This window comes from Candidatus Filomicrobium marinum, from assembly GCF_000981545.1.
Classification (GTDB): domain Bacteria; phylum Pseudomonadota; class Alphaproteobacteria; order Rhizobiales; family Hyphomicrobiaceae; genus Filomicrobium; species Filomicrobium insigne.
In genome coordinates this window covers 1-26,950 of the sequence record NZ_LN829119.1, presented here as the reverse complement: position 1 = coordinate 26,950, position 26,950 = coordinate 1, and the positions used below count along the sequence as shown (strand labels likewise).

General features: G+C 57.2%; 23 protein-coding genes, 1 tRNA gene and 1 pseudogene. 9 read left to right on the top strand and 16 right to left on the bottom strand.

Going from position 1 to position 26,950, the window contains the following annotated elements:
• The first annotated feature begins 65 nt into the window (after positions 1 to 65).
• Positions 66 to 3,209: an Rne/Rng family ribonuclease gene (locus tag YBN1229_RS00125; protein WP_046475186.1), complete on the top strand. Its 3,144-nt coding sequence runs from the start codon at positions 66 to 68 to the stop codon at positions 3,207 to 3,209.
• A gap of 309 nt (positions 3,210 to 3,518) precedes the next feature.
• Here YBN1229_RS00125 and aat read toward each other — a convergent pair whose 3' ends face one another.
• From aat to YBN1229_RS00095, 6 genes are all read right to left on the bottom strand, one after another.
• Positions 3,519 to 4,199, bottom strand: coding sequence for a leucyl/phenylalanyl-tRNA--protein transferase (aat, locus tag YBN1229_RS00120; protein ID WP_046479727.1), 681 nt, complete (start codon positions 4,197 to 4,199; stop codon positions 3,519 to 3,521).
• A gap of 69 nt (positions 4,200 to 4,268) precedes the next feature.
• Positions 4,269 to 5,609, bottom strand: a complete 1,341-nt coding sequence (accC, locus tag YBN1229_RS00115) for an acetyl-CoA carboxylase biotin carboxylase subunit (RefSeq protein ID WP_046475184.1) — start codon at positions 5,607 to 5,609, stop codon at positions 4,269 to 4,271.
• Between the two features lie 32 nt (positions 5,610 to 5,641).
• Positions 5,642 to 6,124, bottom strand: coding sequence for an acetyl-CoA carboxylase biotin carboxyl carrier protein (accB, locus tag YBN1229_RS00110; protein WP_046479726.1), 483 nt, complete (start codon positions 6,122 to 6,124; stop codon positions 5,642 to 5,644).
• Between the two features lie 50 nt (positions 6,125 to 6,174).
• Complete coding sequence (gene aroQ, locus YBN1229_RS00105; protein WP_046475182.1) at positions 6,175 to 6,627, bottom strand: type II 3-dehydroquinate dehydratase; 453 nt, start codon at positions 6,625 to 6,627, stop codon at positions 6,175 to 6,177.
• A gap of 283 nt (positions 6,628 to 6,910) precedes the next feature.
• The gene (locus YBN1229_RS00100) at positions 6,911 to 7,792 is read right to left on the bottom strand and encodes a DsbA family protein (RefSeq protein WP_052743570.1); all 882 of its coding nucleotides are present in this window, start codon (positions 7,790 to 7,792) and stop codon (positions 6,911 to 6,913) included.
• An 83-nt stretch (positions 7,793 to 7,875) separates the two neighbouring features.
• Positions 7,876 to 9,303, bottom strand: a complete 1,428-nt coding sequence (locus YBN1229_RS00095) for a M48 family metalloprotease (RefSeq protein ID WP_082100896.1) — start codon at positions 9,301 to 9,303, stop codon at positions 7,876 to 7,878.
• A gap of 346 nt (positions 9,304 to 9,649) precedes the next feature.
• Here YBN1229_RS00095 and YBN1229_RS00090 point away from each other — a divergent pair, with 346 nt between their 5' ends.
• Positions 9,650 to 10,837, top strand: coding sequence for an aminotransferase class I/II-fold pyridoxal phosphate-dependent enzyme (locus YBN1229_RS00090; RefSeq protein WP_046479719.1), 1,188 nt, complete (start codon positions 9,650 to 9,652; stop codon positions 10,835 to 10,837).
• Positions 10,838 to 10,923: 86 nt separating this feature from the next.
• Here the strand turns inward: YBN1229_RS00090 and YBN1229_RS00085 are convergent, their stop codons facing one another.
• Positions 10,924 to 11,664, bottom strand: a complete 741-nt coding sequence (locus YBN1229_RS00085; RefSeq protein ID WP_160298671.1) for a peptidoglycan-binding domain-containing protein — start codon at positions 11,662 to 11,664, stop codon at positions 10,924 to 10,926.
• Positions 11,665 to 12,026: 362 nt separating this feature from the next.
• Between YBN1229_RS00085 and YBN1229_RS00080 the strand changes: the two genes are divergently transcribed.
• Positions 12,027 to 12,857, top strand: coding sequence for a DUF72 domain-containing protein (locus YBN1229_RS00080; RefSeq protein WP_046475178.1), 831 nt, complete (start codon positions 12,027 to 12,029; stop codon positions 12,855 to 12,857).
• Here YBN1229_RS00080 and YBN1229_RS00075 read toward each other — a convergent pair.
• A complete protein-coding gene (locus YBN1229_RS00075; protein WP_046475176.1) occupies positions 12,854 to 13,210 on the bottom strand; it encodes an ArsC family reductase in 357 nt (118 codons plus the stop codon). The two genes, YBN1229_RS00080 and YBN1229_RS00075, sit on opposite strands and share 4 nt — an antisense overlap.
• 210 nt (positions 13,211 to 13,420) lie before the next feature.
• Here YBN1229_RS00075 and YBN1229_RS00070 point away from each other — a divergent pair, with 210 nt between their 5' ends.
• Complete coding sequence (locus YBN1229_RS00070; RefSeq protein WP_052743569.1) at positions 13,421 to 14,656, top strand: hypothetical protein; 1,236 nt, start codon at positions 13,421 to 13,423, stop codon at positions 14,654 to 14,656.
• Positions 14,657 to 14,717: 61 nt separating this feature from the next.
• Here YBN1229_RS00070 and YBN1229_RS00065 read toward each other — a convergent pair whose 3' ends face one another.
• From YBN1229_RS00065 to YBN1229_RS00055, 3 genes are all read right to left on the bottom strand, one after another.
• Positions 14,718 to 15,590, bottom strand: coding sequence for a sigma-70 family RNA polymerase sigma factor (locus YBN1229_RS00065; protein ID WP_432264124.1), 873 nt, complete (start codon positions 15,588 to 15,590; stop codon positions 14,718 to 14,720).
• Positions 15,577 to 16,041 carry a carboxymuconolactone decarboxylase family protein gene (locus YBN1229_RS00060; protein WP_046475171.1) on the bottom strand — a complete coding sequence of 155 codons (465 nt, stop codon included), beginning with the start codon at positions 16,039 to 16,041 and terminating at the stop codon, positions 15,577 to 15,579. Before YBN1229_RS00060 ends, YBN1229_RS00065 begins: the two co-directional genes overlap by 14 nt.
• Before the next feature lie 89 nt (positions 16,042 to 16,130).
• Positions 16,131 to 16,538 (bottom strand): cupin domain-containing protein, encoded by a 408-nt coding sequence (locus YBN1229_RS00055; RefSeq protein WP_046475169.1) that lies wholly within the window; start codon positions 16,536 to 16,538, stop codon positions 16,131 to 16,133.
• A gap of 399 nt (positions 16,539 to 16,937) precedes the next feature.
• Here YBN1229_RS00055 and YBN1229_RS18590 point away from each other — a divergent pair, with 399 nt between their 5' ends.
• The 4 genes from YBN1229_RS18590 (at position 16,938) to YBN1229_RS00035 (ending at position 19,933) form a co-directional block, all read left to right on the top strand.
• A complete protein-coding gene (locus YBN1229_RS18590) occupies positions 16,938 to 17,201 on the top strand; it encodes a hypothetical protein (protein WP_139165306.1) in 264 nt (87 codons plus the stop codon).
• A 92-nt stretch (positions 17,202 to 17,293) separates the two neighbouring features.
• Positions 17,294 to 18,055 carry an SDR family oxidoreductase gene (locus YBN1229_RS00050; RefSeq protein WP_046479713.1) on the top strand — a complete coding sequence of 254 codons (762 nt, stop codon included), beginning with the start codon at positions 17,294 to 17,296 and terminating at the stop codon, positions 18,053 to 18,055.
• A gap of 209 nt (positions 18,056 to 18,264) precedes the next feature.
• Positions 18,265 to 18,338, top strand: a tRNA-OTHER gene (locus tag YBN1229_RS00045).
• A 449-nt stretch (positions 18,339 to 18,787) separates the two neighbouring features.
• A complete protein-coding gene (locus tag YBN1229_RS00035) occupies positions 18,788 to 19,933 on the top strand; it encodes a slipin family protein (RefSeq protein WP_046479712.1) in 1,146 nt (381 codons plus the stop codon).
• A gap of 42 nt (positions 19,934 to 19,975) precedes the next feature.
• Here YBN1229_RS00035 and YBN1229_RS00030 read toward each other — a convergent pair whose 3' ends face one another.
• Complete coding sequence (locus tag YBN1229_RS00030; protein ID WP_046475167.1) at positions 19,976 to 20,815, bottom strand: alpha/beta fold hydrolase; 840 nt, start codon at positions 20,813 to 20,815, stop codon at positions 19,976 to 19,978.
• A 39-nt stretch (positions 20,816 to 20,854) separates the two neighbouring features.
• Positions 20,855 to 21,472 carry a pyridoxamine 5'-phosphate oxidase family protein gene (locus tag YBN1229_RS00025; RefSeq protein WP_046475165.1) on the bottom strand — a complete coding sequence of 206 codons (618 nt, stop codon included), beginning with the start codon at positions 21,470 to 21,472 and terminating at the stop codon, positions 20,855 to 20,857.
• Positions 21,473 to 21,594: 122 nt separating this feature from the next.
• Between YBN1229_RS00025 and YBN1229_RS00020 the strand changes: the two genes are divergently transcribed.
• Positions 21,595 to 22,506, top strand: coding sequence for a LysR family transcriptional regulator (locus tag YBN1229_RS00020; protein WP_046475163.1), 912 nt, complete (start codon positions 21,595 to 21,597; stop codon positions 22,504 to 22,506).
• Positions 22,507 to 22,549: 43 nt separating this feature from the next.
• Here YBN1229_RS00020 and YBN1229_RS00015 read toward each other — a convergent pair whose 3' ends face one another.
• The 3 genes and pseudogenes from YBN1229_RS00015 to YBN1229_RS00005 all read right to left on the bottom strand — a co-directional run.
• Entirely contained in the window at positions 22,550 to 25,279 is a 2,730-nt protein-coding gene (locus tag YBN1229_RS00015) for a cation-transporting P-type ATPase (RefSeq protein WP_046475161.1), read from the bottom strand.
• Positions 25,280 to 25,417: 138 nt separating this feature from the next.
• Positions 25,418 to 26,389 carry a magnesium/cobalt transporter CorA gene (corA, locus tag YBN1229_RS00010; RefSeq protein ID WP_046475158.1) on the bottom strand — a complete coding sequence of 324 codons (972 nt, stop codon included), beginning with the start codon at positions 26,387 to 26,389 and terminating at the stop codon, positions 25,418 to 25,420.
• A 105-nt stretch (positions 26,390 to 26,494) separates the two neighbouring features.
• A pseudogene (locus tag YBN1229_RS00005) lies at positions 26,495 to 26,575 on the bottom strand (GMP synthase); the annotation flags it as partial.
• Positions 26,576 to 26,950 lie beyond the last annotated feature (375 nt).

Below are 26,950 nucleotides of genomic sequence, written 5' to 3'. Positions count from 1 at the left end.
AACCGCGCTGGCCATTCATCCATGACGGCCGATCCGCCAAGCGGGCAAGCCCAGGAAAATCTTCAATGTCAGAAAACAAGATGCTTATTGATGCCGCGCACCCGGAAGAGACCCGGGTCGTGGTTCTTCGCGGAGGTCGCGTAGAGGAATTCGACTACGAATCAGCGGCTCGCAAACAACTGCGCGGCAACATTTACCTCGCCAAGGTAACGCGCGTTGAGCCGGCGCTGCAGGCTGCATTCGTTGACTATGGCGGCAATCGCCACGGCTTCCTTGCCTTTAACGAAATCCATCCGGACTACTATCAAATTCCGATTGCTGACCGCATTGCTCTCCTGGAAGAGGAAGCAGCAATAGAAGCGGAAGAAGAAGCTGAAGCAGACGCGCGCGCCGAACGCATGGCAGCACGCCGCGCCCGCCGCCAGAATGCGACGCCCTCAAAGGACTCGGATAACGACGACGACAACAATACGAACGACGAGTCCGACGAAGCGGAAGACGTCCATGCCGCGTCGTCGGACGACCATGATTGGGACAACGATGGCGAGGACGGCGACAACGAAGCTTCCGTCGCCGATGATGCTGACGCTGTCACTGCGGATGAAACCTCGGAAGAGGCCGTCCAAGCAGAGAGTGTCGGAAGCAAAGACGACCCGGTAGACCCTCCGTCGGATGAAGACTCCGGGCAACAAAATGGTCCGAAAACGATCGCCATTAACATGGCGCGCGACGAAAGCCTCTCGGAAGAGTTGGCCACAGAAGGCGACAGCGAAAGCTCCGACAGAACGGAAGTTCTGGTGGACGCTGATGTTGCAGAGGCTCTCACCGCCACCGTCTCAGAGGCGCGTCCGAACACAGAGGTAGACGCAAGCCCTGCTGCTCCCGAAGAAGCCGAAGAAACGGCACCTGCGGACGACGACACCGACGGAGATACGACAACCGCATCCGCAGACACGGACGCAATCGAAAACGTCGGCGACAGCGAAGATGCCTTGGAGGAACTGCCCTCCAGGCCGCGGCGCTCGCGCCGTAGCTACAAAATCCAGGAAGTTATTAAGCGTCGTCAGGTCCTGCTGATCCAGGTCGTGAAGGAAGAACGCGGCAACAAGGGCGCCGCCCTGACGACCTACTTGTCACTTGCCGGCCGCTACACCGTGTTGATGCCGAATACCGCACGGGGCGGCGGTATCTCACGCAAGATCACCAATCCCCAAGACCGCAAGCGGCTGAAGGCCATCGCCACGGAGCTCGAAGTTCCGGAAGGAATGGGCCTGATCATCCGCACGGCCGGTGCCGCACGTACGAAGCAGGAAATCCGGCGTGACTTCGAATACCTGCTGCGTCTGTGGGAAAGCGTGCGCGAACTCACACTGCAATCAACAGCTCCAAGCCTCGTTTACGAAGAAGGCGACCTGATCAAACGTTCGATCCGCGATCTCTACAATAAGGAGATCGACGAGGTCGTCGTGGCAGGTGAAGATGCGCACCGTGAAGCGAAAAGCTTCATGCGCATGCTGATGCCGAGCCACGCCAAGAACGTTACGCTCTATAAGGACGCCGAGCCTCTCTTCACACGCTATGCTATCGAACGTCAGTTGAACGCCATGTTCAGCCCGTTCGTCACATTGCGTTCCGGCGGTTATCTCGTCATCAACCAGACCGAAGCGTTGGTTGCTGTCGACGTGAACTCGGGCCGCTCCACCCGCGAGTTCTCGATTGAAGAAACGGCGCTCCATACCAACTTGGAAGCAGCCGATGAAATCGCCCGCCACCTTAAGCTGCGGGACTTGGCCGGATTGATCGTTATCGACTTCATCGACATGGAGGAGAAGCGCAACAACCGGGCCGTGGAACGTCGGCTCAAAGAGGCGTTGAGGCTGGACCGCGCCCGCATTCAGGTCGGCCGTATCAGCCCGTTCGGCTTGCTGGAAATGTCCCGTCAGCGCCTGCGCACAGGTGTTCTCGAAGGTTCCACGTCGCAATGCCCGCACTGCCAAGGCACCGGCATCATCCGCTCGACTGAATCGATTGCACTCGCTGTTCTGCGCGCCCTCGAAGACGCTGTGATGAACAAATCACGCGGATCGTTGATCGCGAACACCACGGCCGAAGTCGCCTTGTACATTCTCAACAACAAGCGCGACTTCATCATCGACATGGAAGCGCGCCACGGCTTCCCAATCCTCGTTCAGGCTTCGGAAAAAATGGCCGGCGCCAACTTCACGGTCGAGAAAGGCTCCGCCCCCGCGCAGGCCCCGACCCCACGGCGCGCGGATCGCAGCGCGGTCAAGATGGATTGGAACTTCGACGAGGCCGAGGTCGTCACGGAAGCTTCTGACAATTTCGACAATGAAGATGGGAACGACGAAGCAACCGGTTCGGGCGAAGAGGACAACGGCCGGCGCAAACGGCGGCGTCGGCGCCGGACGCGCCGCGGTGGCAGCGAACGTTTGGCCAACGCAGCCGACACAAGCGCCAGCGAGAACCTCGTCGAAGCATCAGACGATATGGATGAAGACGAGCAGGATACGTCCACATCAGACGATGGCGAAGCCAGCGATGACACCACAATAGAGTCTGCTGACGGGTCCTCGGAACGCCCCTCACGTCGTCGTCGTCGCGGGCGCCGCGGTGGCCGCCGCAACCGTGAACGCAACCGGACAACGGCAGAAGGCGAAGGCGAACACTCAGACGGTACACAAGATGCCGCCAGCGAAATTCCCGGCCTCGGCCCCCAACCCTCGATTATCGAAATCTCGACCGAACCGCGTGCAGAGGCTGAACCCACACCGGTGCGTGAGAAGGCCGAGCCATCATCAGAAACCGTCATGAGGGTGACGGAGCCCGCATCGGAAACTGTTGAAGCCGTAATACCACCGGCTGAACTACAGCAATCCGTTACGGAAGAAGTCACCACCGAAACGCAAAACGAACCTGCCGCGTCAGTCCAGGCCCCCGAAACCACGCCGCCAGTCGAGGCCGAAGCTCCGGTTGCCACGAAGGATAAACCGGTTCCCGTCGTCGCTGCTGAAGAACCTAGAGCCCCTGAATCAACACCGGCTCCGAATGGAGGGCTGCGTCTGCAGCGTGTAATTATGGGGCCAGACCGTTCCGTAGAAACAGGCCTCGATGCGACCTTGGAGCCATCCGAAGATAAGCCCGCGCGCAAAGGCTGGTGGCAACGTAAACTTCTGGGAAGCGACAGCTAAGCTGTCCCGCCTCTAAATCGCGAGAGCAATCGGGCTGATCTCAGATCAGCCCGATTTTGTTTGACCCACCATTAAAGACGCAAAGCAAAACGACCCTTGGCATCGGTGGGAAATGCCAAAGGGCCGCTTCGCGGGTGCCACGAGCCAATAGCCTCAGGACCGGAGGCCTAGGGACTGGGGATTGGCCCGCACGGGGGGAGGCACCTTAGCTTCGCAGGAAAACGACCAGGGACCCGCCGAACTCCGCTCGGCCGAAACTCGCGCGAACGCGACACCAGCGCTGTTACCTAGGAAACAGCCCGGCAATGTTCATCCGCGGGCCGTCGCGTCGTTGATAATTGAAAGCGCCGTCGCCCCGTCAACCTGACGCGGCAAGGCATTGAAATTGCCTTGCTTACTGAGCGCCTCTTCCAACGTTTCCTGGAATGTGCCCCGGTCAACCTCGATGGTACCGAACTGGCGCAAATGATCCGTCACAAACTGCGTGTCCAGCAACGTGAAATCACCCGCAATCAATCGCGCGACAAGATGTATGAGCGCAATCTTCGAGGCGTCGCGCTCCGTCGAAAACATGCTTTCGCCGAAGAAGGCACTCCCCAGCGCCAAACCGTATAGCCCGCCAACCAGCTCATCATCGCGCCAAACACCGACTGTGTGGCAGTACCCCAGTTCAAAGAGTTCGCGATAAAGCGTGCGGATACGCGCATTGATCCACGTAGAGCGCCGCCCAGGCTTGGACGCTGCACACCCCGAAATAATGGCTTCGAAATTGTCGTCGATTCTAACGACAAACGGCGTGCCCCGCACCGTCCGGGCCAACCGCTTCGGAACATGCACCTCATCCAGGGGCAAAATCCCACGCTGTTGGGGCTCAATCCAATACAACGCCGGATCGGCCGCACTTTCGGCCATCGGAAAGATGCCGCAGCTGTAGGCCTTCAGCAAAACCTGCGGCGTAATCTCAATCATTATGTCGTCGTGTGAAGTCACCGTTGGGCGACCTCCTTTGGTTCTCAGCGACAACAGAACAACGTCATCGCTTTCAATCAAACCAAAAGATTAGGGCTTTCCGAGGAATTTTTCGAGCCAGTGAATGTCATAAAGCCCATTTGCGATATCTGGCTGTCGAATCAACTCGTTAAATAGCGGGATCGTGGTTTCGATGCCATCAATCACGAATTCCGACAAGGCGCGTTTGAGGCGCATCAGGCACTCGTTACGCGTCTTACCATGCACGATCAGCTTCCCAATCAAGCTGTCGTAGTAGGGTGGAATTCGGTAGCCTTGATAAACACCGGAATCGACGCGCACGCCCAGACCTCCTGGCGGATGCCAGTAGGTGATCTGACCTGGCGAGGGCCGGAAAGTACGCGGATTTTCCGCGTTGATCCGGCATTCGATGGCATGCCCGGCGAATGTGATGTCATCCTGCGTCAGGCTGAGCTGAGACCCGGAGGCCACGCGGATCTGCTCCAGAACGAGATCAATCCCGGTGATCGCTTCGGTAACCGGATGCTCGACCTGAAGCCGCGTATTCATCTCGATAAAATAGAACTCACCATCCTCGTAGAGGAATTCTACGGTCCCGGCGCCACGATATTTAAGCTCCCGCATGGCATTCGCCACGACATCGCCGATCCGCGCGCGCGCCGCTTCGTTGAGCGCGGGAGAAGGCGCCTCCTCCCAGACTTTCTGGTGGCGCCGTTGAAGCGAGCAATCGCGCTCACCCAAGTGGATAGCGTTGCCTTGTCCGTCACCGAAGACCTGGATCTCGATATGACGGGGCTTTGTCAGATACTTCTCGATGTAGACAGCATCATCGCCAAAGGCCGCCTTAGCCTCTGTCCGAGCTGTTGACAGGGACAGCGGAAGCTCAGCTGCGGTCATCGCAACCTTCATACCGCGTCCACCACCGCCGGCGGCAGCCTTGACCAGCACCGGGAAACCCATCGCCTCGGCGACCTTCATGGCTTCCGCTTCACTGGAGACACCGCCATCCGACCCCGGAACCACCGGAATTCCAAGCCGCTTCGCGGTCTCCTTGGCAGCGATCTTATCGCCCATGATCCTGATATGCTCAGACGTGGGTCCGATAAATGTGATGTTGTGTTCTTCGAGAATTTCAGCGAAACGCGCGTTCTCGGACAAGAACCCATAGCCGGGATGCACAGCATCTGCCCCGGTAATCTCACACGCGGCGAGCAGGCGGGGTATGTTCAAATAGCTATCGGATGCCGGAGGCGGTCCAATACACACACTTTCGTCCGCCAGCTTCACGTGCATGGCGTCAGCATCGGCAGTCGAATGGACAGCGACAGTCGCGATCCCGAGTTCCTTGCAGGCTCTCTGGATCCGCAGGGCGATCTCACCGCGATTGGCGATTAATACTTTATCGAACATGGCTATGCACTCGCTGAAGGCTGCTCCGGCAGCTATTCGATGATGACGAGTGGCTCGCCGAATTCGACGGGCTGACCGTTTTCAAAGAGGATTGCAGCAACGGTTCCAGCTTTCGGTGCCGGAATCTGGTTCATCGTCTTCATCGCCTCGATAATGAGCAACGTATCACCCTGGGCAACACGCGTACCCACTTCGATGAATGACGGCGCACCGGGCTCAGATGCACGATAAGCCGTGCCCACCATCGGTGACTTAACCGCGCCAGGATGCTTGCTGGCATCAAGCCCCGGGCTATCTGCAGCTTCAGCTGGAGCAGCTGTCGGAACGCTTGCCATTGCAGGGGCCGCAGCAGCTACGAGACCCGACGTTACGTTAATCTGCCGCGCCACGCGCACACGCAGGCCGCTCTTTTCGATCTCGATCTCGCTAAGGCCCGTTTCGTTGAGCAATTCAGCGAGCTCGCGAATGAGCTGGCTCTCCGCGCTCGTCGTACCCTTTGCGTCCTTGGCGCTCATGCCAATCTGTCCCTTGCTCTGCGGCCGCTTTTCGGGCCGTCCCTTTCGTTTCATCGCTTTTGTGGTTTGCTTGTGAGCTGAACCATCGCCTCAAGCGCCAATTCGTAACCTTTGGCGCCCAAGCCGCAGATCACACCGGTTGAACCGAGCGATACATACGAATGATGGCGATAGGTTTCACGTTTGAAGATGTTAGAAAGATGAACCTCGATGACCGGCAGTTCAGCAGCCTGAAGCGCATCGAGAATGCCAATCGAGGTATGTGTGAAAGCGCCTGCATTGAGAATAATCCCGCGAGCGGCCTCACGTGCTTCTTGAATCCAGTCAATCAGTTCGCCTTCGTGGTTGGACTGGCGGAAAACAATTTCTGCGCCCAACTGTTTGGCGCGTGCAGACGCTAAGTCCCGCACGTCATCCAACGTATCGGTGCCATAAACGGAGGGCTCACGCCGCCCGAGCAAATTGAGGTTAGGTCCATTAAGGACGTAGATTGGCTTGGCCATATCCTATGTGCGCGAGAAGATAAGACCGATGGCTCCGGATCGGTAGTGCACCTGCCCCCGGAAGGTCCTTTCTATGAATACTGCGAAGGGGTCTAACAGTTTTCACCGGCAAACGAAAGTCTGGCCCTGCAACGGCAAGACTGCGTCGGGGAAAAGCCCAAAGAAAGAACCGCAGCAACGCTCCCGATGGAGTTATTGCCGCGGCTCCAACTGTGAATCGTCCCACCCCTAGAAGAAAGGCCATCTTAGGGGGAACACAAGCATACCGTCGCAAAAACGCAGATCAGCAAACTTTGCAGCCGCCGTTGTCACGCGTTTCCTTTACCAATCCAACAAGTTGTTCATATAGATTCTCTGGCGCACCTGCGATTGACTTGTCGGCAACGAGATAGTGAGGCGTTCCATTTATGCCCATCTTCTGAGCAAGATCGCGAACATTCTCGATTTCTTTGGTCACTTCAGGAGACTTCATGTCTTCTTTCAGTTTCGCAACATCAAGACCATGCTTCTCAGCGATCTTTAGCGCATGTTCGCCGTTCATGGTGCCCTTCGCGGCCATAAGAGCGCGATGCATTTCCCAATACTTGCCTTGGGCTTTTGCCGCCAGGGCAACCCGTGAGGCTTCCAGAGATCCCTCAGACAGGATTGGAAGCTCCTTGAAAACAACCCGAACGTTCTTGTCGTTCTCGATCAGCTTCGCCAGCTGCGGAAAACCCCGTTTGCAAAAGCCGCAGTTGTAGTCGAAGAATTCGACCACAGTAACGTCAGCCTTTGGATCACCGATAGCCGGCGCATTTGCCCGCCGGAAGAGAGCCTCAGCATTGTCCGCGATCGCAGCCGTAAACTGCTCCGCCTGCATGGCTTCAAGCTTCGTCTCAAGAGCCGACTGGATTTCCAGGAACAACTCCGGATGAGCAAGCAGATATTCTTTGACGATAGCCTCGATGCCAGCGCGCTGCTCCGAAGAAAAGACCTTCGCCGCCTCAGACTGAGCGCCAGCCTTAGCTTCAGCCGCGCCCGCATCTTTTGTCTGGGCAGTCGCTGCCGGCTCACCCGTCATCACGGCTAACGCCAAGCCGCCTGCAGCAGCAAGGGGAAGCGCTAAGGTCAGGCTTTTAATGCTGAGCAATCCGTTCAGCGCTTTATCCACGAAGTTGGTGGTCATGTGAGTTCCTTGATCGAGGACCGATAATGTCACGGCACAGGGGTGAAGTGGATCTAGACCAACGGCACCGCAGCGGTCTGGGTTTAAGCTGGCGGCTTGTACGTCAGAATGTCGTCGTTCTGTATCCATTCTGGCGAGCCCGGCTTCAACTGGCTTTGCGCCCGCTTCGCGAAGATTTGAGCTTGCTGCAGGTTTCCTTCAAGGAAATATGCCTGCGCCGTCATCGCATCCGCCTGCGGCCGCCTACCTTGATTGTAATACGCCGTCGCAAGCAAGCGATAGGCGCGGGGATTCTTGTCCTCTACGAGGGATTTGCGCAGCAGGCTCACAGATTCCGCGAGGCCACTCTTGTCTCCGGCATTCTGGATTGCCGCCGCTAACTGGACCCGGATAAGACTTGAACCATTCGTCAACTGCAGCGCTTTACGCAGGTGCGGGATCGCCTCGCGAGACTTACCCGACCGCATCAGCAGATCGCCCTTTACCTCGTGGAAATAGGGATTGTTTGGCCGCTCGCGAACAAGTCCATCGATTTCCGTAAGAGCGCCCTCGAGACCTCCTGGACCGCCGCGGAAAAAGCGGGCCAAGCCCCGCGCATAGCGCGCCGGCAGACTTTTGTCCGTCACCGGATAGCGGTTAAACACGGCGGCTGGAGGATCGAGATAGCCCGCCAACTTAGCGCGCATAAGGTCGTGGCGAAGTTGGAGCTCCGCCGTATCCGACTGGCTGTAATACTTGCTACCAGTTACCAAACGCCGCAGCTGATTAAGACGATCCGTCGCCACAGGGTGGCTCCGAACGAAGGGGTCCTTGTGCGTGTCGGAAATGTATTCCTGCTGAGCAAAGCGCTCGAACGTCTCCAACATGCCGCGACCGGATTGCTGCGTAGCATTGAGGTACGACAACCCGGCTTGGTCTGCAGCCGACTCCTGCGATCGGCGCTCTGACAAGAGCGAGCGCATGACCATATCACTGCCGCCGTAGAGAACCCCCGTACCAGCACCGGTTACGTTACTGTCTCCGGAAACACCGCCGGCCACCATGATGCCGATGCCAAGGATCTGCATAAGCAAAGCCCGCGTCTGATCCTTAGCGATACGAGCGCGGAGAGCCGCCATATGGCCACCAGCAATATGACCCGCTTCGTGCGCGATAACACCGATAACCTGATTGGGCGTATCCGCCTGCATAAGCGTGCCAGTATGGATGAACACGTTACGGCCATCGATAACAAACGCGTTGAACGAATCGCTTTTGACGATGCGCATTTGCACCCGCCCGGTTCCCAGGCCTGCAGCCTTGAAGATTGGGCGTGCGTAGTCATTGAGAAGATCTTCAATTTCGGTATCGCGAATGAGCGGCAAGCCCTGCGCCATCGTCGGCGCAACGTTGGCGCCAAGCACAACTGCAGCCAAGCTCACAACGCGCGCAATCCTACCCGCTGCTCCGCGCCCCAAGACCGTCCCTGCCAACGTTTTGAAAGCAAGGTCCGAAGCTGCTCTAAGGCCCATAAACTCGTCCCCCTTGACCCGGATTCGAACGTCGTTGCGACGGCTTATACCATGATAGATTGGGCTGGCATGCGTTCGTCACACCGATTATAGCTGCGCCCGGTCCCTGCTGGCGACACTGACCGAATTCACCAGCTTCGAGAGGATTATGATCGTTCGATAGACGAGGTCGAATGGTTATTCCCCGAGGACCCAAACCACATAGACCGATCAGCACGCGATAATGGGGCATGATCAAGGCACGGCAATCAATCAACAAGGTAGTGAGCATAAGCCTTCCTGCAAGTTTTTCTGGAAAGACCCAATGAGCGGTGACGACCTGAAATCGGCCTCTAACGTGCGGCCCATGCCCGCAAGTACCGTTCGCGACGCCATCCCTGGACGGCTGGCGGCTGCGAGACGTAGTGAGATCGATAGCTTCATCGTCATGGACGTTATGCGCGCTGCGGCTGCAAAAGAGGCCGCCGGCGAGCGCGTCATTCACATGGAGGTCGGGCAGCCCGCAACCCCAGCCCCCAAAGCAGCGCGTGAAGCGTTGCGTCAGGCCCTCGATGACAACAGTCTCGGCTATACGCTGGCACTCGGAATGGAGCCCTTGCGCGCACGCATTGCGCAGCACTATCAGGACACATACGGCGTCGACGTCCCCGCAGAACGGATCATCGTGACAACAGGCTCCTCGGCCGGCTTTATCTTAGCCTTCCTAGCCCTTTTCGATCATGGCGACACGGTCGCGTTGCCGTCACCAGGCTACCCCTGCTACCGCCAGATCCTGCGGGCCTTGGGTCAACAGCCGGTCATGATCGAAACCGGGCCGAATACGCGTTGGATGCCGACGCCCGAAGCCGTTGAAGCCGCACATTCCGAAAAAGGGATACGCGGTCTGCTTATCGCTTCACCAGCCAATCCCACCGGCACGATGCTTGAGCCGGAGCGCCTCTCTGAGATCTGCGCGACCTGCCAACGCCTCGGCCTCTGGTTCATCTCCGACGAGATCTACCATGGGCTCACCTATGAAGCGCCCGCCGCAACGGCCCTGGCACACAATGACGATGCCATCGTCATCAATAGCTTCTCAAAATACTTCTCAATGACCGGCTGGCGCGTGGGATGGATGGTCGTCCCGGACCGCCTTGTCCGCACAATCGAACGCTTAGCGCAGAACCTTTACATCTCCGCCCCTGCCGCCTCCCAAATCGCCGCTTTAGGCGCCTTCGACGGTATGGAGGAACTCGAAGCCAACAAACGCGTCTATGCGGAGAACCGCGAACTTTTGCTGGCCGGCCTTCCCAAAGTTGGTTTTGATCGCATCGTTCCGGCTGACGGCGCGTTCTACCTGTACTGTGACGTCAGTCATCTGACGGACGATAGCCCTTCCTTCGCAGCCCGAATGTTGAACGATATCGGAGTAGCGGCCACGCCCGGACTGGATTTTGATACCGAAAGGGGTGCGCAATATCTGCGCTTCTCCTACGCAGGCGCAACCAGCGACATGGAAGAAGCCGTAAAACGGCTCACGAACTGGCGGCGCTAAGCAAGCAAACGCTAAGGCCGAAGTCCCTTACGAGGACTCCGGCCTTACCAATCTGGTCACCACAATCGGAAGCTACTGGCTGAGCGTCAGTCGCAGGCGAGATAACCCGTATAGGTAACGATGTTATTGCGCTCGTTGCTCTCATCAATGAGGTTGTAGGGATCAACAACAGCGAAAATGGTGATTCGAGTACGCCCTTGGGCGTCCTTCACGTTATCAACCGTCATGCCGGCAGCAACGCCGGTGAGTTTCTCGATCGCCGCCTGCGTTTCAGCGTTCCACTCACCCGTGGCCTTAAGCTTCTGGTTTTCTTGGAATGATTTCAGCGCACGCTTTGACCCGGCACCCCAATCGCCGTCCACCGAAACAACATAGCCGCGTGACTTGAGGAACGCCTGAATGTCTCGTGCGAGCTTTGCATCCTTTGCCGGATCGGCCGCCGAACTGCTGTCACCGTTCGGCAAGGCGTTGTAATTACGCCCCTTCTTGACCTTCCCAGCGCCAAGCGTGAACTCGATAGCCCGCTGCTCTCGCGGCTCCATCTTCGTGCGCTTGGTGTCCTTCTCGATGAGGTCGATGTTTTCAGGAACATAGACCGCTACAAAACTGCGGAAGAGTTCGTTTGCACCACGCAGGTTGGCGTCACTGTCGCCTTCGTTGCGGATTACCAAACGCCCCGTCGCGAGCGGTTGGCCTTCTTCACAACCTACAAATTTAACCTCTGAATCCGACTTCTGAATTACAAGGTCGGGCGCTGCATGGGCGGCTTGCGCACCCAAGGTAACCGCTGCCAAAAGCCCGCCGCACGCAATAAATCTTCCTGCCATTTTTAACATTACAGTTCCCTCGAGAGCGGAAAAATTGTGCCCATACAGATACGCGCGAACATGCCAGAACCCTTGATCACATAGCAAGCTGCATCATAGAGCCGTGCAACACGTCAGATGTGGATATGTTGCAGTTGAGCCTCGGCCACACATCGGGTTGGTTCACCACGAGCAGGGGGCAAATAACGGGTCCAAACGCCACAACTGGGAACAAGATGCAATTCAGCCACGATCGTCTGATCTCCGCGGAAAGGTCCCAAAAATCTGAAATCTCACAGGGCAGACACAGCGACATCTGGCATCTGAAAAAAGACTCACATTCTCCGAAACGCGATCGAGAACCTAACCAACGGAAACGGCACATGGCAAAAAGAGCAAAGTCAGACATCCGCGTCGGTATCGGTGGTTGGACGTATGAACCTTGGCGTGGTGTTTTCTATCCCGACGGCCTGGCACAGAAGCGCGAACTCGAATATGCGAGCCGTCACCTGACGTCGATCGAGGTCAACGGCACCTACTATGGCTCGCTGAAACCGCCGACCTTCGCCAAATGGTATGACGAAACACCGGATGACTTCGTCTTCGCGCTGAAAGGCCCGCGCTTCACCACCAATAGGCGCGTGCTAGCCGAAGCTGGCGAATCCATTGAGCGGTTCTTCACCAGCGGTGTCATGGAATTGAAGGAGAAGCTCGGTCCCATCAACTGGCAATTCATGGGCACGAAGAAATTCGACCCGGATGACTTCGAAGCCTTCCTGCAGCTTTTGCCGAAAGACATCGGCGGGCATCCGATCCGTCACGCCGTCGAAGTGCGCCACGATAGCTTCAAAACACCAGAGTTCGTAGCCCTCGCCAAGAAATATGCCGTCGCCATCATCACCGCAGCCGATTCCAAATACCCTCAGATCGCCGACATCACCGCGCCGTTCATCTACGCGCGGCTCATGGGATCGAGCGAAAAGGAACCGGCGGGCTACTCCAAGAAGGCCATTGCTGCTTGGACGGAACGGGTACGCACCTGGGCTACAGGCGAAGTGCCCGACGGCCTGAGCACAGTCACCCCGCAATCCGAAAAGACTGGCCGCACGAAAGCTCACGACGTCTTCGTCTATTTCATCAGCGGCTACAAAGAACGAAATCCCACAGCGGCAATGACCATGATCGAAAGGCTCAAAAAATTGGATGAAACTTAGCGAAACTGCGCGGCGTATGTCTCAGGTTTGAAGCCAACGATCAACTTCCCACCGCCCACATCCAGAACCGGCCGTTTAATCATCGACGGCTGAGCAAGCATCAACGCGACAGCCTTCGCTTCATCGAGACTGGTTTTGTCGGCCTCCGGCAGCTTACGAAATGTCGTCCCAGACCGGTTTAAGAGGATTTCCCACCCAACTTTGCCGACCCATTTTTCCAGCATGCTCTTTTCAAAGCCCTGCGTCTTGTAGTCATGAAAAGAGAATGCAACGTCATGCGCATCAAGCCAGGCCCGCGCTTTCTTCATCGTGTCGCAGTTCTTGATCCCGTATATCGTGACAGACTTCGCCATCAACGCCCTCCTCGCGCGATTGCACCAAATTCATCACGTCAGTGATGCCGCAGAAACCCTCGTCCCGATACACATCACGCGTTCATTCCACATCCATTTCCGCCCTACCCCAACAACGCGTCCGACCTTTGACACGCGGCCACGTATCGGTGATTACCAAGGACATCGCGGCAGCCAGCAACCGCTACGCTTGACGAAAGGATTTGACTTTTGACGATCGCCCTCAACGTGGCATTGATCCTGACGACCGCCGTAGCAATCACAATCCTCTTTTCCAAGCGATTGGTAGACAGTCCCACCTACCGGGCCACCGTCACCCCGCTTGCTTCCATTATTGGCTCGGGATTTCTCGTCTCCGTTCCTCTGCTGGCCAGCGTGTTGGGCAACTATGCGCTGTTCGGCATGACCGCGCTGATCGTTTTCGCATACTGCGTAGGAGGCGCAATCCGCTTCAATATTCTCCACGGTGAACCACTTTTCAGGACAGGTCCACGCAACGGAGCCGGATCACTTGCCTATCTCTCCGAACGTATCTCCCACGTCGTGCTCGCAGGAGCCTACTTTGTCTCCGTCGCCTACTACCTCTCCCTCCTCTCGATTTTCCTATTGAAAGGTGTGGGGATCGACGACCCGTTGATGGCGCGCAGCATGACGACACTCTTCCTCGCCTTCATTGGCGGCTTTGGATTTATCCGCGGCCTCCGGGGACTTGAAGGTCTGGAAGAATATGCGGTGGGGTTCAAGCTCGCGGTCATCGCAGCCATCCTCGCCGCCCTCGCCCTTCACAACATTCACCTTAGCACGACGGGCACCTGGCACCTCCGAGATCTGACAACGCACCTGGATAGTGAAGCGATCCGCATACTCTGCGGCTTTGTCATCGTCGTGCAGGGATTTGAAACATCCCGATTTTTAGCGGGCCAGTACCCCCCGGCCCTCCGTGTTCGCACGATGCGAAACGCGCAATTGATTTCCGGCGCGATCTATCTCGCATTCTTCGCGCTTGCGACCGTCATGTTTCAAAACCACTTTGCGAAGGGCGAGGTTGCAGCCATCATCGACATTGTCGGCAAACTGGCGTTCGTGCTACCGATCATGCTGACAGGGGCCGCGGTCGCATCGCAGTTCTCGGCATCCATCGCCGACGCGATCGGAGCTGCCGGTCTCCTTCACGCAACTCTCCCCGAACGTTTCCCGCTCAGTTATTACTATCCCGCGATCGCAACCGTGGCGATTGCCCTTGTCTGGAGCGGAAGCGTTTTCGAAATAATTGCGCACGCCTCGCGCGCTTTCGCGTTTTATTACTTTCTGCAGTGCGTCGTTGCGGGATTCGTGACCTTTGCGGCGCCAGATGTAACGCGTCGCCCAGCACGCTTGGTTTGGTTCGGAAGTCTTGCGACTATCTCACTCGCCGCTGCAATTTTCGGCATTCCAACTGAAGGCTAAGCCCCCAAAGCTGGCTGCGCTTTCAAGAACCGGAGCTCGAATCTCAAACTCCAGAATCTTTTCACGTCAATTCAGCGATATGAGCCAACTTGTCGGGATTGCGAGTGATATAGATCGCAGCGATCCGTCCATCCGCGATCTCGAATGCTGTGGTCTGCAGAAACTTACCATGCTCCCGACTAATGTAACCGGGTAATCCGTCAATCCAGACAGGCCGGATCAAAATCGCCGACTGCGATACATGTTTCCGATATAGCCCAGCAAACATGCGCAGAACACGGTCGATCCCAACGATTGGATTGCGGAATGCCAACACCTTACCCCCACCATCAGACCTGATGACGACATCGTGTGTCAGTAAGGCACGAAGTCCCTCAAGGTCGCCGTTCGTTGAAGCATGAAAGAAGGCCCGTGCAATACGGTCGCCATCCTCCCGCGCCACTTTAAAGCGTGGCCGGTCCTCCTGAACGTGACGCCGCGCCCGTACCGCAAGCTGGCGTATTGCGGAAGGCTCGCGGTTCAGGGTCTCCGCGATCTCGTCAAGCGGAACCCCAAACACGTCGTGCAATAGAAACGCCGCGCGCTCCAGCGGAGACAGCCGCTCCAACGCCAACATGAGCGTCAACGTCAACTCGTCAAACCGCATATCGTCATTCTCCGGCTCGACGATAGGGTCAGGAAGCCATGAACCGAAATAAGTTTCCCGCCGAGCCCGAGCTGATTTCATGACATCGAGACAAAGCCGCGTAACCGTCCGGTTGAGATAGGCCGCAGGTTCGCGCACATTCGTTCCATCCACACCCGCCCAACGAAGCCAAGCTTCTTGCACGATGTCTTCGGCCTCTGTCATCGACCCAAGCATGCGATAAGCGATGCGCAGCAGCCGCGGCCGCTGCGCTTCAAAAAGATCTGTACTCTTATCAGGCTGCGTCACGCGCATTATCCACGGGGTGAGCGACTCGGAAACCAACTTGAAGCCGGTTCCAGACATTAATGGCACCAATGGCAAGCGTCAGGTTCACTTGTTCAGCTTCGGTAAATTCCGCCTTCACCAGCTCATAGTCAGCATCGGGTGCATGCGTATCCGACAACCGCGTGAGCGCTTCGGTCCAGGCAAGCGCCGCCCGCTCGCGCGGCGTGTAAAGAGAAGACTCACGCCATGCATCAAGCATGTATAGGCGCATCTCAGGTTCACCGTTCTTACGCATGTCGGTGGTGTGCATATGAATACAAAAAGCACAGCCATTGATCTGCGAAGCGCGCAATTTCACAAGTTCGAGCAGACTGTGTTCAAGCCCACAGTCTCTCAGTGCAGTCTCGACGCCCACCATCGCCTTGATTACAGCGGGAGCGGCTTTATGTGGGTCGTTCAAACGCGGTGTCATGATCATCTCCAATCTTGGACGAGGGTTCTGCCCAGTTGACGACGCAGCACCAACGGAAGTGACATGATGCATCGCCTTTTTTGAAAGAGTCAGTCGCGATAAGGTGTCGTGAGCTCTTTTTCATCGGTGTCCACGATGAAGACGGCCAACAGCTTTGCAGGTTCAGTGGCGCTGGCATTGGAGCTAACATCGTGCCGATCTCCGGGATTCTCCGAGAAGCTCTCGCCAGCACGATAGGTCACAACAGGCCCGCCATTGACGGCACTGTTGATTGCGCCTTCAAGGACGGTTGCATAAATAAAGGCCGAACTTGCATGCGTATGACCAGGGCTGGAACCACCCGGGCCATATTCGACAAGAACCGCCTTGATGCTCTTGCCTGGAACATTGGGCAGAACGTGCTCGTAAACAACCGTAACGTTGGCTTTTTCGCCGTGAGCTTTGGCCGGAGCCACGAAAACCACCGCAAGAACCAAAGCAAACAAAAATCTATTCATAGCTACTTCTCTCACTCACCGATGGGTAAATCGCTGCGCTTCAACCTCAAAGACGAGGTCGGAGACCTCGGTGTGACATGAGCCGGCGATTTTTTTGAGATATCCCGCTTCTTCCGAACGTGTGTGCGGAAATAAGCTCAGCAAACGATGCGCACGTCTTGCGGTCGTTTATGAAAACGCTTGAGAAATTAGCGTCGCATCGCAATGCGATTGGCAAAGACCACCAAATAGCTCATCGCGTCTCGTACAAAACGCCACCGCACACCGAGTGATTCTTCCACAGGCATATGCGCGGAGATGTATGCGTTCTATCAGGGAACTGATCTAATCACGCCCGGCAAAAGATTGATCTGATTCGCACGAGCCAAAAATAACTCGTCGTTCCAGGAGCCGGGAAAAATGACGACAATCTCTTCACTTAACAACGCAGCGTTGTCGCTTTTTAAATCCACTCAGCCTGAGCGGATGACAAGCAGAAATACTGAGACAAACGAGCAAGTAAAAGTTGGGAGCGGGATGTCCACGTTACCCGGGGCCGCATATCAACAAGCGGCAGCCGCAGCTGGAAAATTCTCCGTCGAGACAGCGTCACCTTCCCGAAAGGTTATTGCCACCGGAGAAACGACACCTGATGTCGATCCAAATGAAACATCAGGCGAATAGCTCTCTGGTCAACCCACACAATAAATATGTTGGAGCGGCACAATAATATTGGCAAACTCCCCAAAAAATGAGGGAGAAAACATTTGCCGGCGGTGCAAAGTGCTCAAACTCACGACAGCGATGTTCTGTTGGTTACGGGCGGAAGCCGTGGCATCGGCGCCGCGATCGTGCGTGAAGCAGTCGCGCGGGGCTACGCTGTAGGCTTCAGCTACCAGTCGGATATAGCATCAGCGCAATCGTTGGTCGGCGAACTTGCCGCCGAAGGCGCGCGCCTCCAAGCCATTCAGGGCGATGTCGCCAACGCGAGCTTTACCTCTTCTTTTTTCGATGAAGCGTCAGCCCAATTCGGCCCTGTGACCGCCGTTGTAAACAACGCCGGAATGACCGGGCGGATTGGGGCCTTTAGCGAGGTCCCTGTCGACATCCTGCGTCGCACGATAGACGTGAACCTGCTTGGGACGATGTTCATGGCCCAAGAAGCCATCCGCAGATGGCAAGCTGCATCCATTCCCGGACGCCTCGTAAACATATCTTCGGTCGCGGCAACCCTCGGTTCTCCCGGAGAGTACGTCCACTACGCAGCCACGAAGGGCGCCGTGGACACGCTGACCATCGGCCTCGGCAAGGAAGTCGCCGCATCAGGCATCCGCGTGAATGCGGTTGCACCAGGGACAGCTTACACGGATATTCATGGCGCAGGCGGCGACCCTGATCGTCCAAAGCGCATTGTTGCGCGCGTCCCTATCGGGCGCATCGCCCAACCTGAAGAAATCGCAAAAACCGTGCTCTGGCTTCTCTCAGACGAAGCCTCGTATGTGACGGCAACCGTCCTCCGCGTTGGCGGTGGAGTGTAATCGGAACCGAAACAGCTCTAACTTTCCAAGTCTCGCGCGGCTTACGCAGCTATCTGACATTCTGCCTTGTGAAAGGCGTATTCGAGACCTATACGCGCGCTCCCCGGTCAACAAAACCGGCGTGAGCACAACGGCTGGAGTTCCTGAACTCCACCCGCGCAGGCGGCCTTGCCAGCCCTGTGTACGGAGCCACGACGGGAAGATCGGTTGGGGTTTTAGCTCAGCGGTAGAGCACCGGACATTTGTCCGGAGGTCGTGGGTTCGACTCCCGCAAACTTCACCATTGGATAGCTCAATTGGGTAGAGCATCAGACTGATAATCTGACCGTCGAAGGTTCGAATCCTTCTCCACTGCTGGCCTCAAAAACCAGCTCCACCCTTCCAAGGTGTTGTCCAAACGGGGCCGGGGACCGGAATGCGGAAGGACTGAAAACAACGCTCGTACCTTCGGGCACGAACGAAGCGGAAGGTCCCATGCCGTTTATGCGCCGCCTGATTTCAGGTGACGGCTAAGACGCGTTTGCGCCAGCACGCGGGCTTTGGTCCGTAGGTCCGTGCAACCGCCGCGATGCCCGCTCCCTGCGATCCGCTGCGCGTAGATGCCAGCGGTCCCCGGCTTCATGACCGGCATCGAAAATACCTGTCCCGCGCCATGCGGGACAAAGGCTCAAACAACGAAAGGACGATCGACGCATGCCATAGCCATGCCCGACAGGAGTAACGAACATGCTGATGAAGCTTCTCGACGAACTTATGGGCCGCATGCGCTTTCGGGTGCAGGAAAATCAACGTGCCATCGTCTTCCAGAACGGCAAGCTGTTGAGCATTGCCGGACCGGGCGAACATGTCCTGCCGAACTGGCGCAAGAGCCTGGAGGTCGTACCTTACGACATCATCACTGGTGCGGTGTTCAAATCTCCGTACGAGAAGCCCTTGTTCGACAAGCTCCCGGACGTGGCAGCTAAGCACCTGAGCGTCTTTCGCACGGGCCGTACCGAAGTTGCTGTCATCGAACGCGACGGTCGTCCCTTCGACGTTCTTCCGCCAGATAGCAAATTGACCGTATGGGCCGACGCCGGTCCGTGGAGCGCGACGCACATCGACATCTCCACGGACTTGCGCATCGATCCCGACCTCCTGCGGCGACTAGTGCTTGCCGGCAAGATGAACATCATCACCGGCGCCACGGTGGCCGAAGGTCATGCCGGATTGCTCTTCATCGACGGCGTCTACGTCGAGACGTTGGAACCTGGCGTCTACGGCTTCTGGAAGGCAGGACGGACAGCAACGGTGAAGCAAATCGACCTGAAGCGGCAGTCGGTCGACGTCACCGGCCAAGAGGTACTGACGAAGGATCGCGTGACGATCCGCATCAACCTCGCGGCGGAATACCGTGTGACCGATCCGGTTCTCGCTGTCTCAGCGGTAAAGGACTTTTCGGACAGCCTCTACCGCGCCTTGCAGTTCGCCTTCCGCAAGACCCTTGGCGCACTGAGCCTCGACCAAATCCTTGAGAAGAAGGTGACCATCGACGAGGAGGCCGCCGGCAAGGTGAAGGCAGACATGGCTGCAATCGGCGTTGAGGTCTTGGATATCGCGCTGAAGGACGTCGTATTGCCGGGCGAAATGCGCGAGATCCTGAACCAGGTCGTCGCGGCTGAAAAGCAGGCCGAAGCCAACGTGATCCGTCGGCGTGAAGAAACGAACGCAACCCGCTCGCTTCTGAACACCGCAAAGGTCATGGCCGAAAACCCGGTCATGCTGCGCTTGAAGGAGCTGGAGGCTCTGGAAGCAATTGCCGGCAGGGTCGAACGCCTGACGATCCACAACGGCACCGGCGGTTTGATGCACGACATCGTCAAGCTGCGAGACGAATAAAGAGCGGGCCATCCCTCTTGATGGCCCCTCCGCACCCCGCACTCACCCAAGAAACTCACCGATTTCCGCCGCGATTTCTATTGCATGCGTTTCCAATGCGAAGTGACCGGTCTCGAAAAAGGTCACCCGCGCATCTGGGATATCCCGCTTAAAAGCTTCAGCCCCAGGCGGAAGGAAGAAAGGATCGTTCCGCCCCCACACCGCGAGAAAGCGCGGCTTGTGGGTACGAAAATACTCCTGAAACATCGGGTAAAGCGCGACGTTGTTCTTGTAATCACCGAACAGATCAAGCTGTACCGTACCGGCTCCGGGGCGGCTGATATAATAGTCGTCGAGCGTGTAGCCATCCGGGGAAACCTCCGTCTCATCCGGGACCCCGTGAACATATTGCCAGCGCGTCGTTTCCAGCGTCAGCAGTGCCCGAAGCGCGTCGCGATTAGCCTGCGACGCATCCTCCCAATAGGCGCGTATGGGATTCCATCCCTCGCTCAGTCCCTCGACATACGCATTGCCATTCTGGGAGATGATGGCAGTGATCCGTTCGGGATGGCGAACCGCAAGGCGGAAACCAGTGGGAGCGCCGTAATCGAACACGTAGACAGCGAAGCGATCGAACCCGACGATTTCAGTGAAGCGCTCGATCGTATCCGCGATGGAATCGAAGCTATTCACCTTCGGATTGTCTGACTGCCCAAAGCCCGGCAGATCCGGAGCAATGATGTGATAGCGGTCGGCCAACAGCGGGATCAGGTCTCGGAACATGTGGCTTGAGCTCGGAAACCCGTGCAACAGCAAAAGTTTCTCAGCGCCCTCCGAGCCAGCTTCCCGATAAAAAACCTTCACACCGTCAACGTCGGTGCTGCGATAATGAATACTGCTCATTTGTCGTTCTCCTAGGTCACTGCCCCTCACGGGCATAATTCACTCACCAAGCCGCGCCTTCAGTTCGGCGTTCTCCGTTTCGAGCATCATGAGACGCTCACGCAGAGGCTCGATCGCCGTCGTGATCTCGGCTTCGGTGAAACGTGGGGTGATGTGCTGCGCGCAGTTCCAATCGAAAGCTTCAAGGTGAAGTCGAAAGAGTCGTTCAGGCTTCGCCCGATAAGCCGGATCGAGAACCTCTTCGGTAAGGGCGAGATCGTCTGCGAGACCGAGCACCTCAGTGCGTGCGTAAATTTTGAGACGCGCCCGGCGCGCATAGTCCACAAGGATCAGCGCTGCGCGATCATCCGCCTTGAGGTTGCCGAGACTGATGTACTGCCGGTTCCCCCGGTAATCCGCGAACGCCAGCGTCTTTTCGTCGATGACCTTCAGGAACCCCGCCGCCCCGCCACGATGCTGGACGTAGGGCCAGCCGGTTTCCGATACCGTAGCCATGTAGAAGCTGTCTCGCTGCACGATGAAAGCAACTTCGTTCGGAGTGAACCGGTCGAATGTGCGGTGCCCGCGAAAATCCTGCCAAAGGTGGTCGCTTCCCATCTCAGCCTGGGCAGCACGAACGCTCGGCGTAATAGCAATGTCGAGAAATCCGTAGACCATAGCGGCTGCCTCTCTTGCTCGTGACTGGGCTCTGAAGACCGGCAACGACAAGATGAGAGCTTCTCAAATATGAGAGAATACGTTATATTTGAGATATACTATTTCAAATATTGAGAGAAAAAATGGATCGCTTCGAAGCGATGTCTATCTTCGTGACGACTGTCGAAACCGGAAGCCTCACGGGCACCGGCCGCAGATTGAATATGCCGCTACCGACCGTCAGCCGGAAGCTCGCCGAGTTGGAAGATCACCTTGGAGTTCGTCTCCTGACCCGTACGACGCGCAAACTAACGCTGACGGACTCCGGTACCGACTACTACCAGTCCTGCAAACAAATCCTGGACGAGGTCAACGATGCGGAAAGGAAAGCATCAGGCGAACAAACTGCACCGCGGGGGGAACTCGTCCTCACCGCACCAATCGTATTCGGTCGCCTTCATGTCTTGCCGGTAGTGAATGCGTTTCTCGCAACCTATCCCGACATCAACATCCGCATGTGGCTGTCAGATCGAAACGTTCATTTGCTTGAGAACGATATCGACTTGGCTGTGCGCATCGGCACGCTTGCTGACAGTTCGATGATCGCCAAACGCGTTGGAGCTGTCCGCTATGTCGTTTGCGGCAGCCCCGCCTATTTCGAGACATATGGGCGGCCAAGAACCCCCGCCGATCTCACCGACATACCCTGCGTCACCTTCGATACGCTCAGAGCCTCAGATGCATGGACGTTCGGCGGTCGCGCAAAGGGCCGCCAGCGTAGTATTCGTGTTCAGTCTCGTCTTTCGGTCAATACGGCGGAGGCAGCGCTAGACGCTGCCATCGCCGGCGTTGGCGTCACTCGCGTCCTGTCATATCAGGCTGAACATGCGGTGAAGGAAGGCAAATTACGCGTAGCCTTGGCCGCGTTCGAATCCGAACCTCTGCCCGTCTACCTACTCCATCAAGGCCAAGGTGCCCTGCCCGTTAAAATGCGCAGCTTTCTTGATTTCGCCGGACGGCAGCTTCGTCATCGCCTGGAAAAAATCTCGCTGTAACCTCTATTGCAGGCCCACCGGCCCTAGAGGGATCATCTCGCTATCAGTCCCTCGCCTGCGATCCCTCACCTGGCGCTGGCCTCCGGAAGGCGAGCCGCATCTGCTTTTCGGTTTCGATGAGCATGAAGAACACAACGCCGACAGCGACGGTCAGCATGCCATCTTGCAATGATACCGACTGCGTACCGAAAGCCGCTTGGAACACAGGTAAGTAGGTGATCGCAAACTGCGCGACCGTTACGGTAATGACGCAACCCCAGACAATCGGCGTGCCGCGTACGGCGGCCCACGTAAGTGACGTGCTATAGATATTCCTGATAAAGAACAGATGGAAAATCTCCAGCACGACAAGCGTATTCATCGCCATCGTCTGCGCCAGCGCCGGAGGATAGGACCGACTGGTCGCGTAAGCATAGATACCGAAGACCGCGACCAGGAAAAGCATCGAAATCAATATGATATGCCAAATCAGCCCGCCCGTGAGAAGCGGCTCATCGCGCGGTCGAGGTGGACGGCGCATGGTACCGGACTCACTCGGCTCGAAGGCAAGCGCCAATCCCAAAGTGACGGCCGTGATAAGGTTGATCCAGAGTATCTGCACCGCCGTAATGGGAAGCGCCAACCCGGCAAATAACGCCACGATGATCGTCATCGCCTCACCCGCACTGGTGGGGAGCGTCCAGCTGATGACCTTTTTAATGTTGTCGTAGACCGTCCGGCCTTCACGCACCGCCGCTACGATTGAAGCAAAATTGTCGTCAGCCAAAACCAGTTCGGCGGCCTCTTTTGCGGCTTCGCTACCCTTGCGCCCCATCGCGATGCCCGCATCCGCGCGCTTGAGCGCCGGAGCATCGTTCACCCCATCACCGGTCATGGCGACTGTCAGCCCACGCGATTGCAGCGCGGTCACCAGTCGCAGCTTGTGCCTCGGAGATGTGCGGGCAAAGACATCGGTTGAGACAGCCACTTCAGCAAGAACGGCATCGTCCATTGTCTCAATGTCCGAACCGGTCAAGACGTTCTCGGCGTTCTTGAGCCCGATCTGGGCTGCGATCGCACGCGCGGTAGCGGCATGATCGCCTGTGATCATTTTCACGCGAATACCTGCGCCATGGCACGCGGCCACAGCCTCGACGGCCTCGGCACGGGGCGGATCAATCAGCCCGATCAGACCGATCAACGTCATCTGACCGTCGAGATCCGATGTGTTGAGAACCGTGTGGTCCTGAGCCACCTCGCGCACAGCGACCGCGATCACGCGCTGACCTTCTGCGGCGAGCCTTTCCACCATGTCATGCCAGTAGCCCGGGGTAAGCGGGGCGATACCGTTATCAAGAGCCCGTTGGTTCGTACACATCGCCAACACAGCCTCAGGGGCTCCCTTAACGTAAATGCTGGCATGGCCTTCGTGATCGTGATGGAGCACGGCCATGTAGCGATGCGCCGCATCGAAGGGAATAGCATCCGTACGTATCCAGCCGCGAAAGGGTTCGGCACCATCACCGGTAATCTTCCCCGCGAGCACCAACAGGGCACCTTCCATCGGATCACCCTCGACCCGCCATCCGTCCTGCACATTGTGGAGCATCGCGTCGTTGCACAGCGCGGCGGCGCGCGCGAATTCCATCAAGACCACATGTTCCGGAGGATGGACCTCGGCCTCACGCAAGCGCACCGCGCCCTTAGGCGCGTATCCCTCGCCGGCAACCGAATAGACGTGTCCGGACGCAGCAAGCGCGGCAACCATCATTTCGTTGCGGGTGAGCGTACCGGTCTTGTCCGAGCAAATCACCGATACCGACCCCAACGTCTCGATGGCTGGCAAGCGGCGAACAATCGCGTTCCGGCGCGCCATAGCCTGCACACCAACCGATAGGGTGACGGTCAGCACAGCAGGCAGCCCTTCGGGAATTGCCGCAACCGATAATCCCACCACAGCCATGAAAAGCTCTGAAAATGGGAGGTGGCCGACAAAATAGCCATAAACCAAAAGGGTGGAAGCAATCAGCAGGATGAAGATCGTGAGCCAGCGGGCGAAAATATCCATCTGATGCACGAGCGGTGTGGTCAGCATCTCCACGGTAGAGAGCATCCCACTTATCCGACCGATCTGCGTTGATCCCCCTGTCGCAACGACAAGCCCGCGCGCAGTACCAGCGGTCACGAGCGTACCGCTAAAAAGCATTGAACTGCGGTCACCCAACGCGGCCTCAGGCAAAACCGGCTCCGTTGTCTTTTCTACGGGAACAGATTCACCGGTAAGAATAGCCTCGTCCACATTAAGCCCACGGGCTTCGATCAGCCGTAGATCCGCCGGCACGCGATCGCCCGCTTCGACCAGAACAATGTCGCCTGGCACCAGTTGATCGGCGTCCTCACTGCATCGCCGACCGTCCCTCAACACGGCCGATCGCGGCGCCAGCATTCCCCGGATCGCCTCCATTGCCTGCTCGGCGCGCCCCTCCTGAATGAAGCCGATCACCGCATTCACCAGCACCACCGCCAGGATGACGCCTGTATCCACCCAATGCTGCAAGGCCGCGGTAACGACAGCCGACGCAACCAACACATAAATCAGAATGTTGTTGAACTGGCTTAGGAAGCGCACCAAGGCGCTACGCTTCGGCGGCTCCGGCAAGCAATTGAACCCGTAGTGCTCCAGGCGGCGCTCAGCCTCTTGTGCACTCAGGCCTTCAGCCGACACCCCCATAGCGGCCAGAGCATCGGCGACGGAAATTGCATGGTAAGGGGTTCGCTGTTTATCCGTTGTCATCGTGTCTGGTTTTCCCTCAGCCCTGAAACCAACTCACGAGAACTTGCAGTCCTCAGCTATCAACCAGCTCTCGATATTCCACCGACATCGTAAATTTCCACGTTTCTTGTGGCCAGACCTGAGCGATCAGGTCTTGGCCTAAAGCCAGCGACGATACTTGAAATAGACGTAGGGCAGGATCGCTGAGAACACCATCAATGCGAGTGCCGTCGGATATCCGTAAGCCTCATCAAGCTCGGGCATGAATTTGAAATTCATACCATAAATAGAAGCGATGAGCGTTGGCGGCAGGAACACGACCGCAGCGACCGAGAAAATCTTGATGATGGCATTCTGCTCGATGTTGATCATGCCGAGCGTGGCATCGAGCAGGAACGTGATCTTCTGCGAAAGAAAACTCGCATGGTCTGCGAGCGAACGTAAATCACGCGCGAGGGTCCTCACCCGCTCGCGTGTCTCCTTGCCGCTTTTTCGTTGAATCGTGCAGTGCCCGAGAAAGCCGATCAGGCGTTCAAGCGTAACAAGACTGTCACGTATCTTCGAGGTTAAGTCCCCCTTTTGACCGATGGTCTCAAGCGTCTTCTGAAAATCTTTGCTCTTGGTCGGCCTGGCGCCTTTGCGCTGGAAGATATCACGCGAAATGGCATCGATATCGCGACCATCCCGCTCTAAAATATCAGCGAGGCGATCGACGATTGCTTCGAGAAGAGCGATCAATACGCCCTCGCCCGTTTCACATCCCATCGGAACCTTTTCGGCGCGCATGGGGAATGTCGTAAAGGCTCGCGGCTCGTGATACCGAATGGTCACCAGCCGGGTCTCCGTCAGAACGAACGTCACAGGCTGCATATCCGGATCATCGCCATCCGCGCGTGCAGGGAGAATTGCTGTCATGAACGCCGCGCCATTCTCATGATAGAGGCGCGAAGAAATTTCTATCTCCTCCATCTCCTCCTTGGTGGGCAGATCGATGCCAAGGCTCTTTTCGAGTTCTTTTTCCTCCTCATGCGTAGGACTAACGAGATCGATCCAGACCATACTTTCTGGAAGCGTTGACACCTCCTCAACCGCTCTCAAGCGGCCGCCCTCATTCAAAAAGCCCCGGATCATCAACGCCTCCTGGTTTCATCGACTCCCGGTCGGAAATCCGCTTACGATCTCAACATCGTTCCCACACGAGAACACATGACCTGCACAATTATATCAGCTGGCAGATCACTCCCACTCAATTGTGCCCGGTGGCTTTGAGGTGATGTCGTAGACGACGCGGTTAATGCCGTTGACCTCGTTGACGATGCACCAGCTACGTCGAACAGGACTACCGGCGTGCCAGCAGATCGTAATGCGACGACTCGCGCCGCGTTTAAATGTAGACACCACGACAAGTGCGCGTGGGAACACCAAGCCCGAAGGACGGGGTGGCGGGCCTGAGGCCAAAAAACAAGGGATGGGCACACGCCACCCCGCGCTGCACGCGCTCTACGGCATGGCCCGCGAGATCATCCCGCTATCCCACGGTCGCCCCGCCTCGACCTTGAGGCGAAGCCGCCATGCAATTCCCGCTGTCCAGCTGATGGGTACCGGCTTCCCACGTGCAGCCCCCGAACCACGACGCCCAGTTCGCGCCGCGCCCTCGGTCGGACGGGACGGGGGGGAGGATAGGGGTGGGGG

Coding starts and splice junctions, on each gene's coding strand:
- YBN1229_RS00125 (WP_046475186.1), top strand. CDS start 66: ATGTCAGAAAACAAGATGCTTATTGATGCCGCGCACCCGGAAGAGACC.
- accC (WP_046475184.1), bottom strand. CDS start 5,609: ATGTTCGATAAAGTATTAATCGCCAATCGCGGTGAGATCGCCCTGCGG.
- accB (WP_046479726.1), bottom strand. CDS start 6,124: ATGAGCGCCAAGGACGCAAAGGGTACGACGAGCGCGGAGAGCCAGCTC.
- aroQ (WP_046475182.1), bottom strand. CDS start 6,627: ATGGCCAAGCCAATCTACGTCCTTAATGGACCTAACCTCAATTTGCTC.
- YBN1229_RS00100 (WP_052743570.1), bottom strand. CDS start 7,792: ATGACCACCAACTTCGTGGATAAAGCGCTGAACGGATTGCTCAGCATT.
- YBN1229_RS00095 (WP_082100896.1), bottom strand. CDS start 9,303: ATGGGCCTTAGAGCAGCTTCGGACCTTGCTTTCAAAACGTTGGCAGGG.
- YBN1229_RS00090 (WP_046479719.1), top strand. CDS start 9,650: ATGCCCGCAAGTACCGTTCGCGACGCCATCCCTGGACGGCTGGCGGCT.
- YBN1229_RS00085 (WP_160298671.1), bottom strand. CDS start 11,664: ATGGCAGGAAGATTTATTGCGTGCGGCGGGCTTTTGGCAGCGGTTACC.
- YBN1229_RS00080 (WP_046475178.1), top strand. CDS start 12,027: ATGGCAAAAAGAGCAAAGTCAGACATCCGCGTCGGTATCGGTGGTTGG.
- YBN1229_RS00075 (WP_046475176.1), bottom strand. CDS start 13,210: ATGGCGAAGTCTGTCACGATATACGGGATCAAGAACTGCGACACGATG.
- YBN1229_RS00060 (WP_046475171.1), bottom strand. CDS start 16,041: ATGACACCGCGTTTGAACGACCCACATAAAGCCGCTCCCGCTGTAATC.
- YBN1229_RS00055 (WP_046475169.1), bottom strand. CDS start 16,538: ATGAATAGATTTTTGTTTGCTTTGGTTCTTGCGGTGGTTTTCGTGGCT.
- YBN1229_RS18590 (WP_139165306.1), top strand. CDS start 16,938: ATGACGACAATCTCTTCACTTAACAACGCAGCGTTGTCGCTTTTTAAA.
- YBN1229_RS00035 (WP_046479712.1), top strand. CDS start 18,788: ATGAAGCTTCTCGACGAACTTATGGGCCGCATGCGCTTTCGGGTGCAG.
- YBN1229_RS00030 (WP_046475167.1), bottom strand. CDS start 20,815: ATGAGCAGTATTCATTATCGCAGCACCGACGTTGACGGTGTGAAGGTT.
- YBN1229_RS00025 (WP_046475165.1), bottom strand. CDS start 21,472: ATGGTCTACGGATTTCTCGACATTGCTATTACGCCGAGCGTTCGTGCT.
- YBN1229_RS00020 (WP_046475163.1), top strand. CDS start 21,595: ATGGATCGCTTCGAAGCGATGTCTATCTTCGTGACGACTGTCGAAACC.
- YBN1229_RS00015 (WP_046475161.1), bottom strand. CDS start 25,279: ATGACAACGGATAAACAGCGAACCCCTTACCATGCAATTTCCGTCGCC.
- corA (WP_046475158.1), bottom strand. CDS start 26,389: ATGATCCGGGGCTTTTTGAATGAGGGCGGCCGCTTGAGAGCGGTTGAG.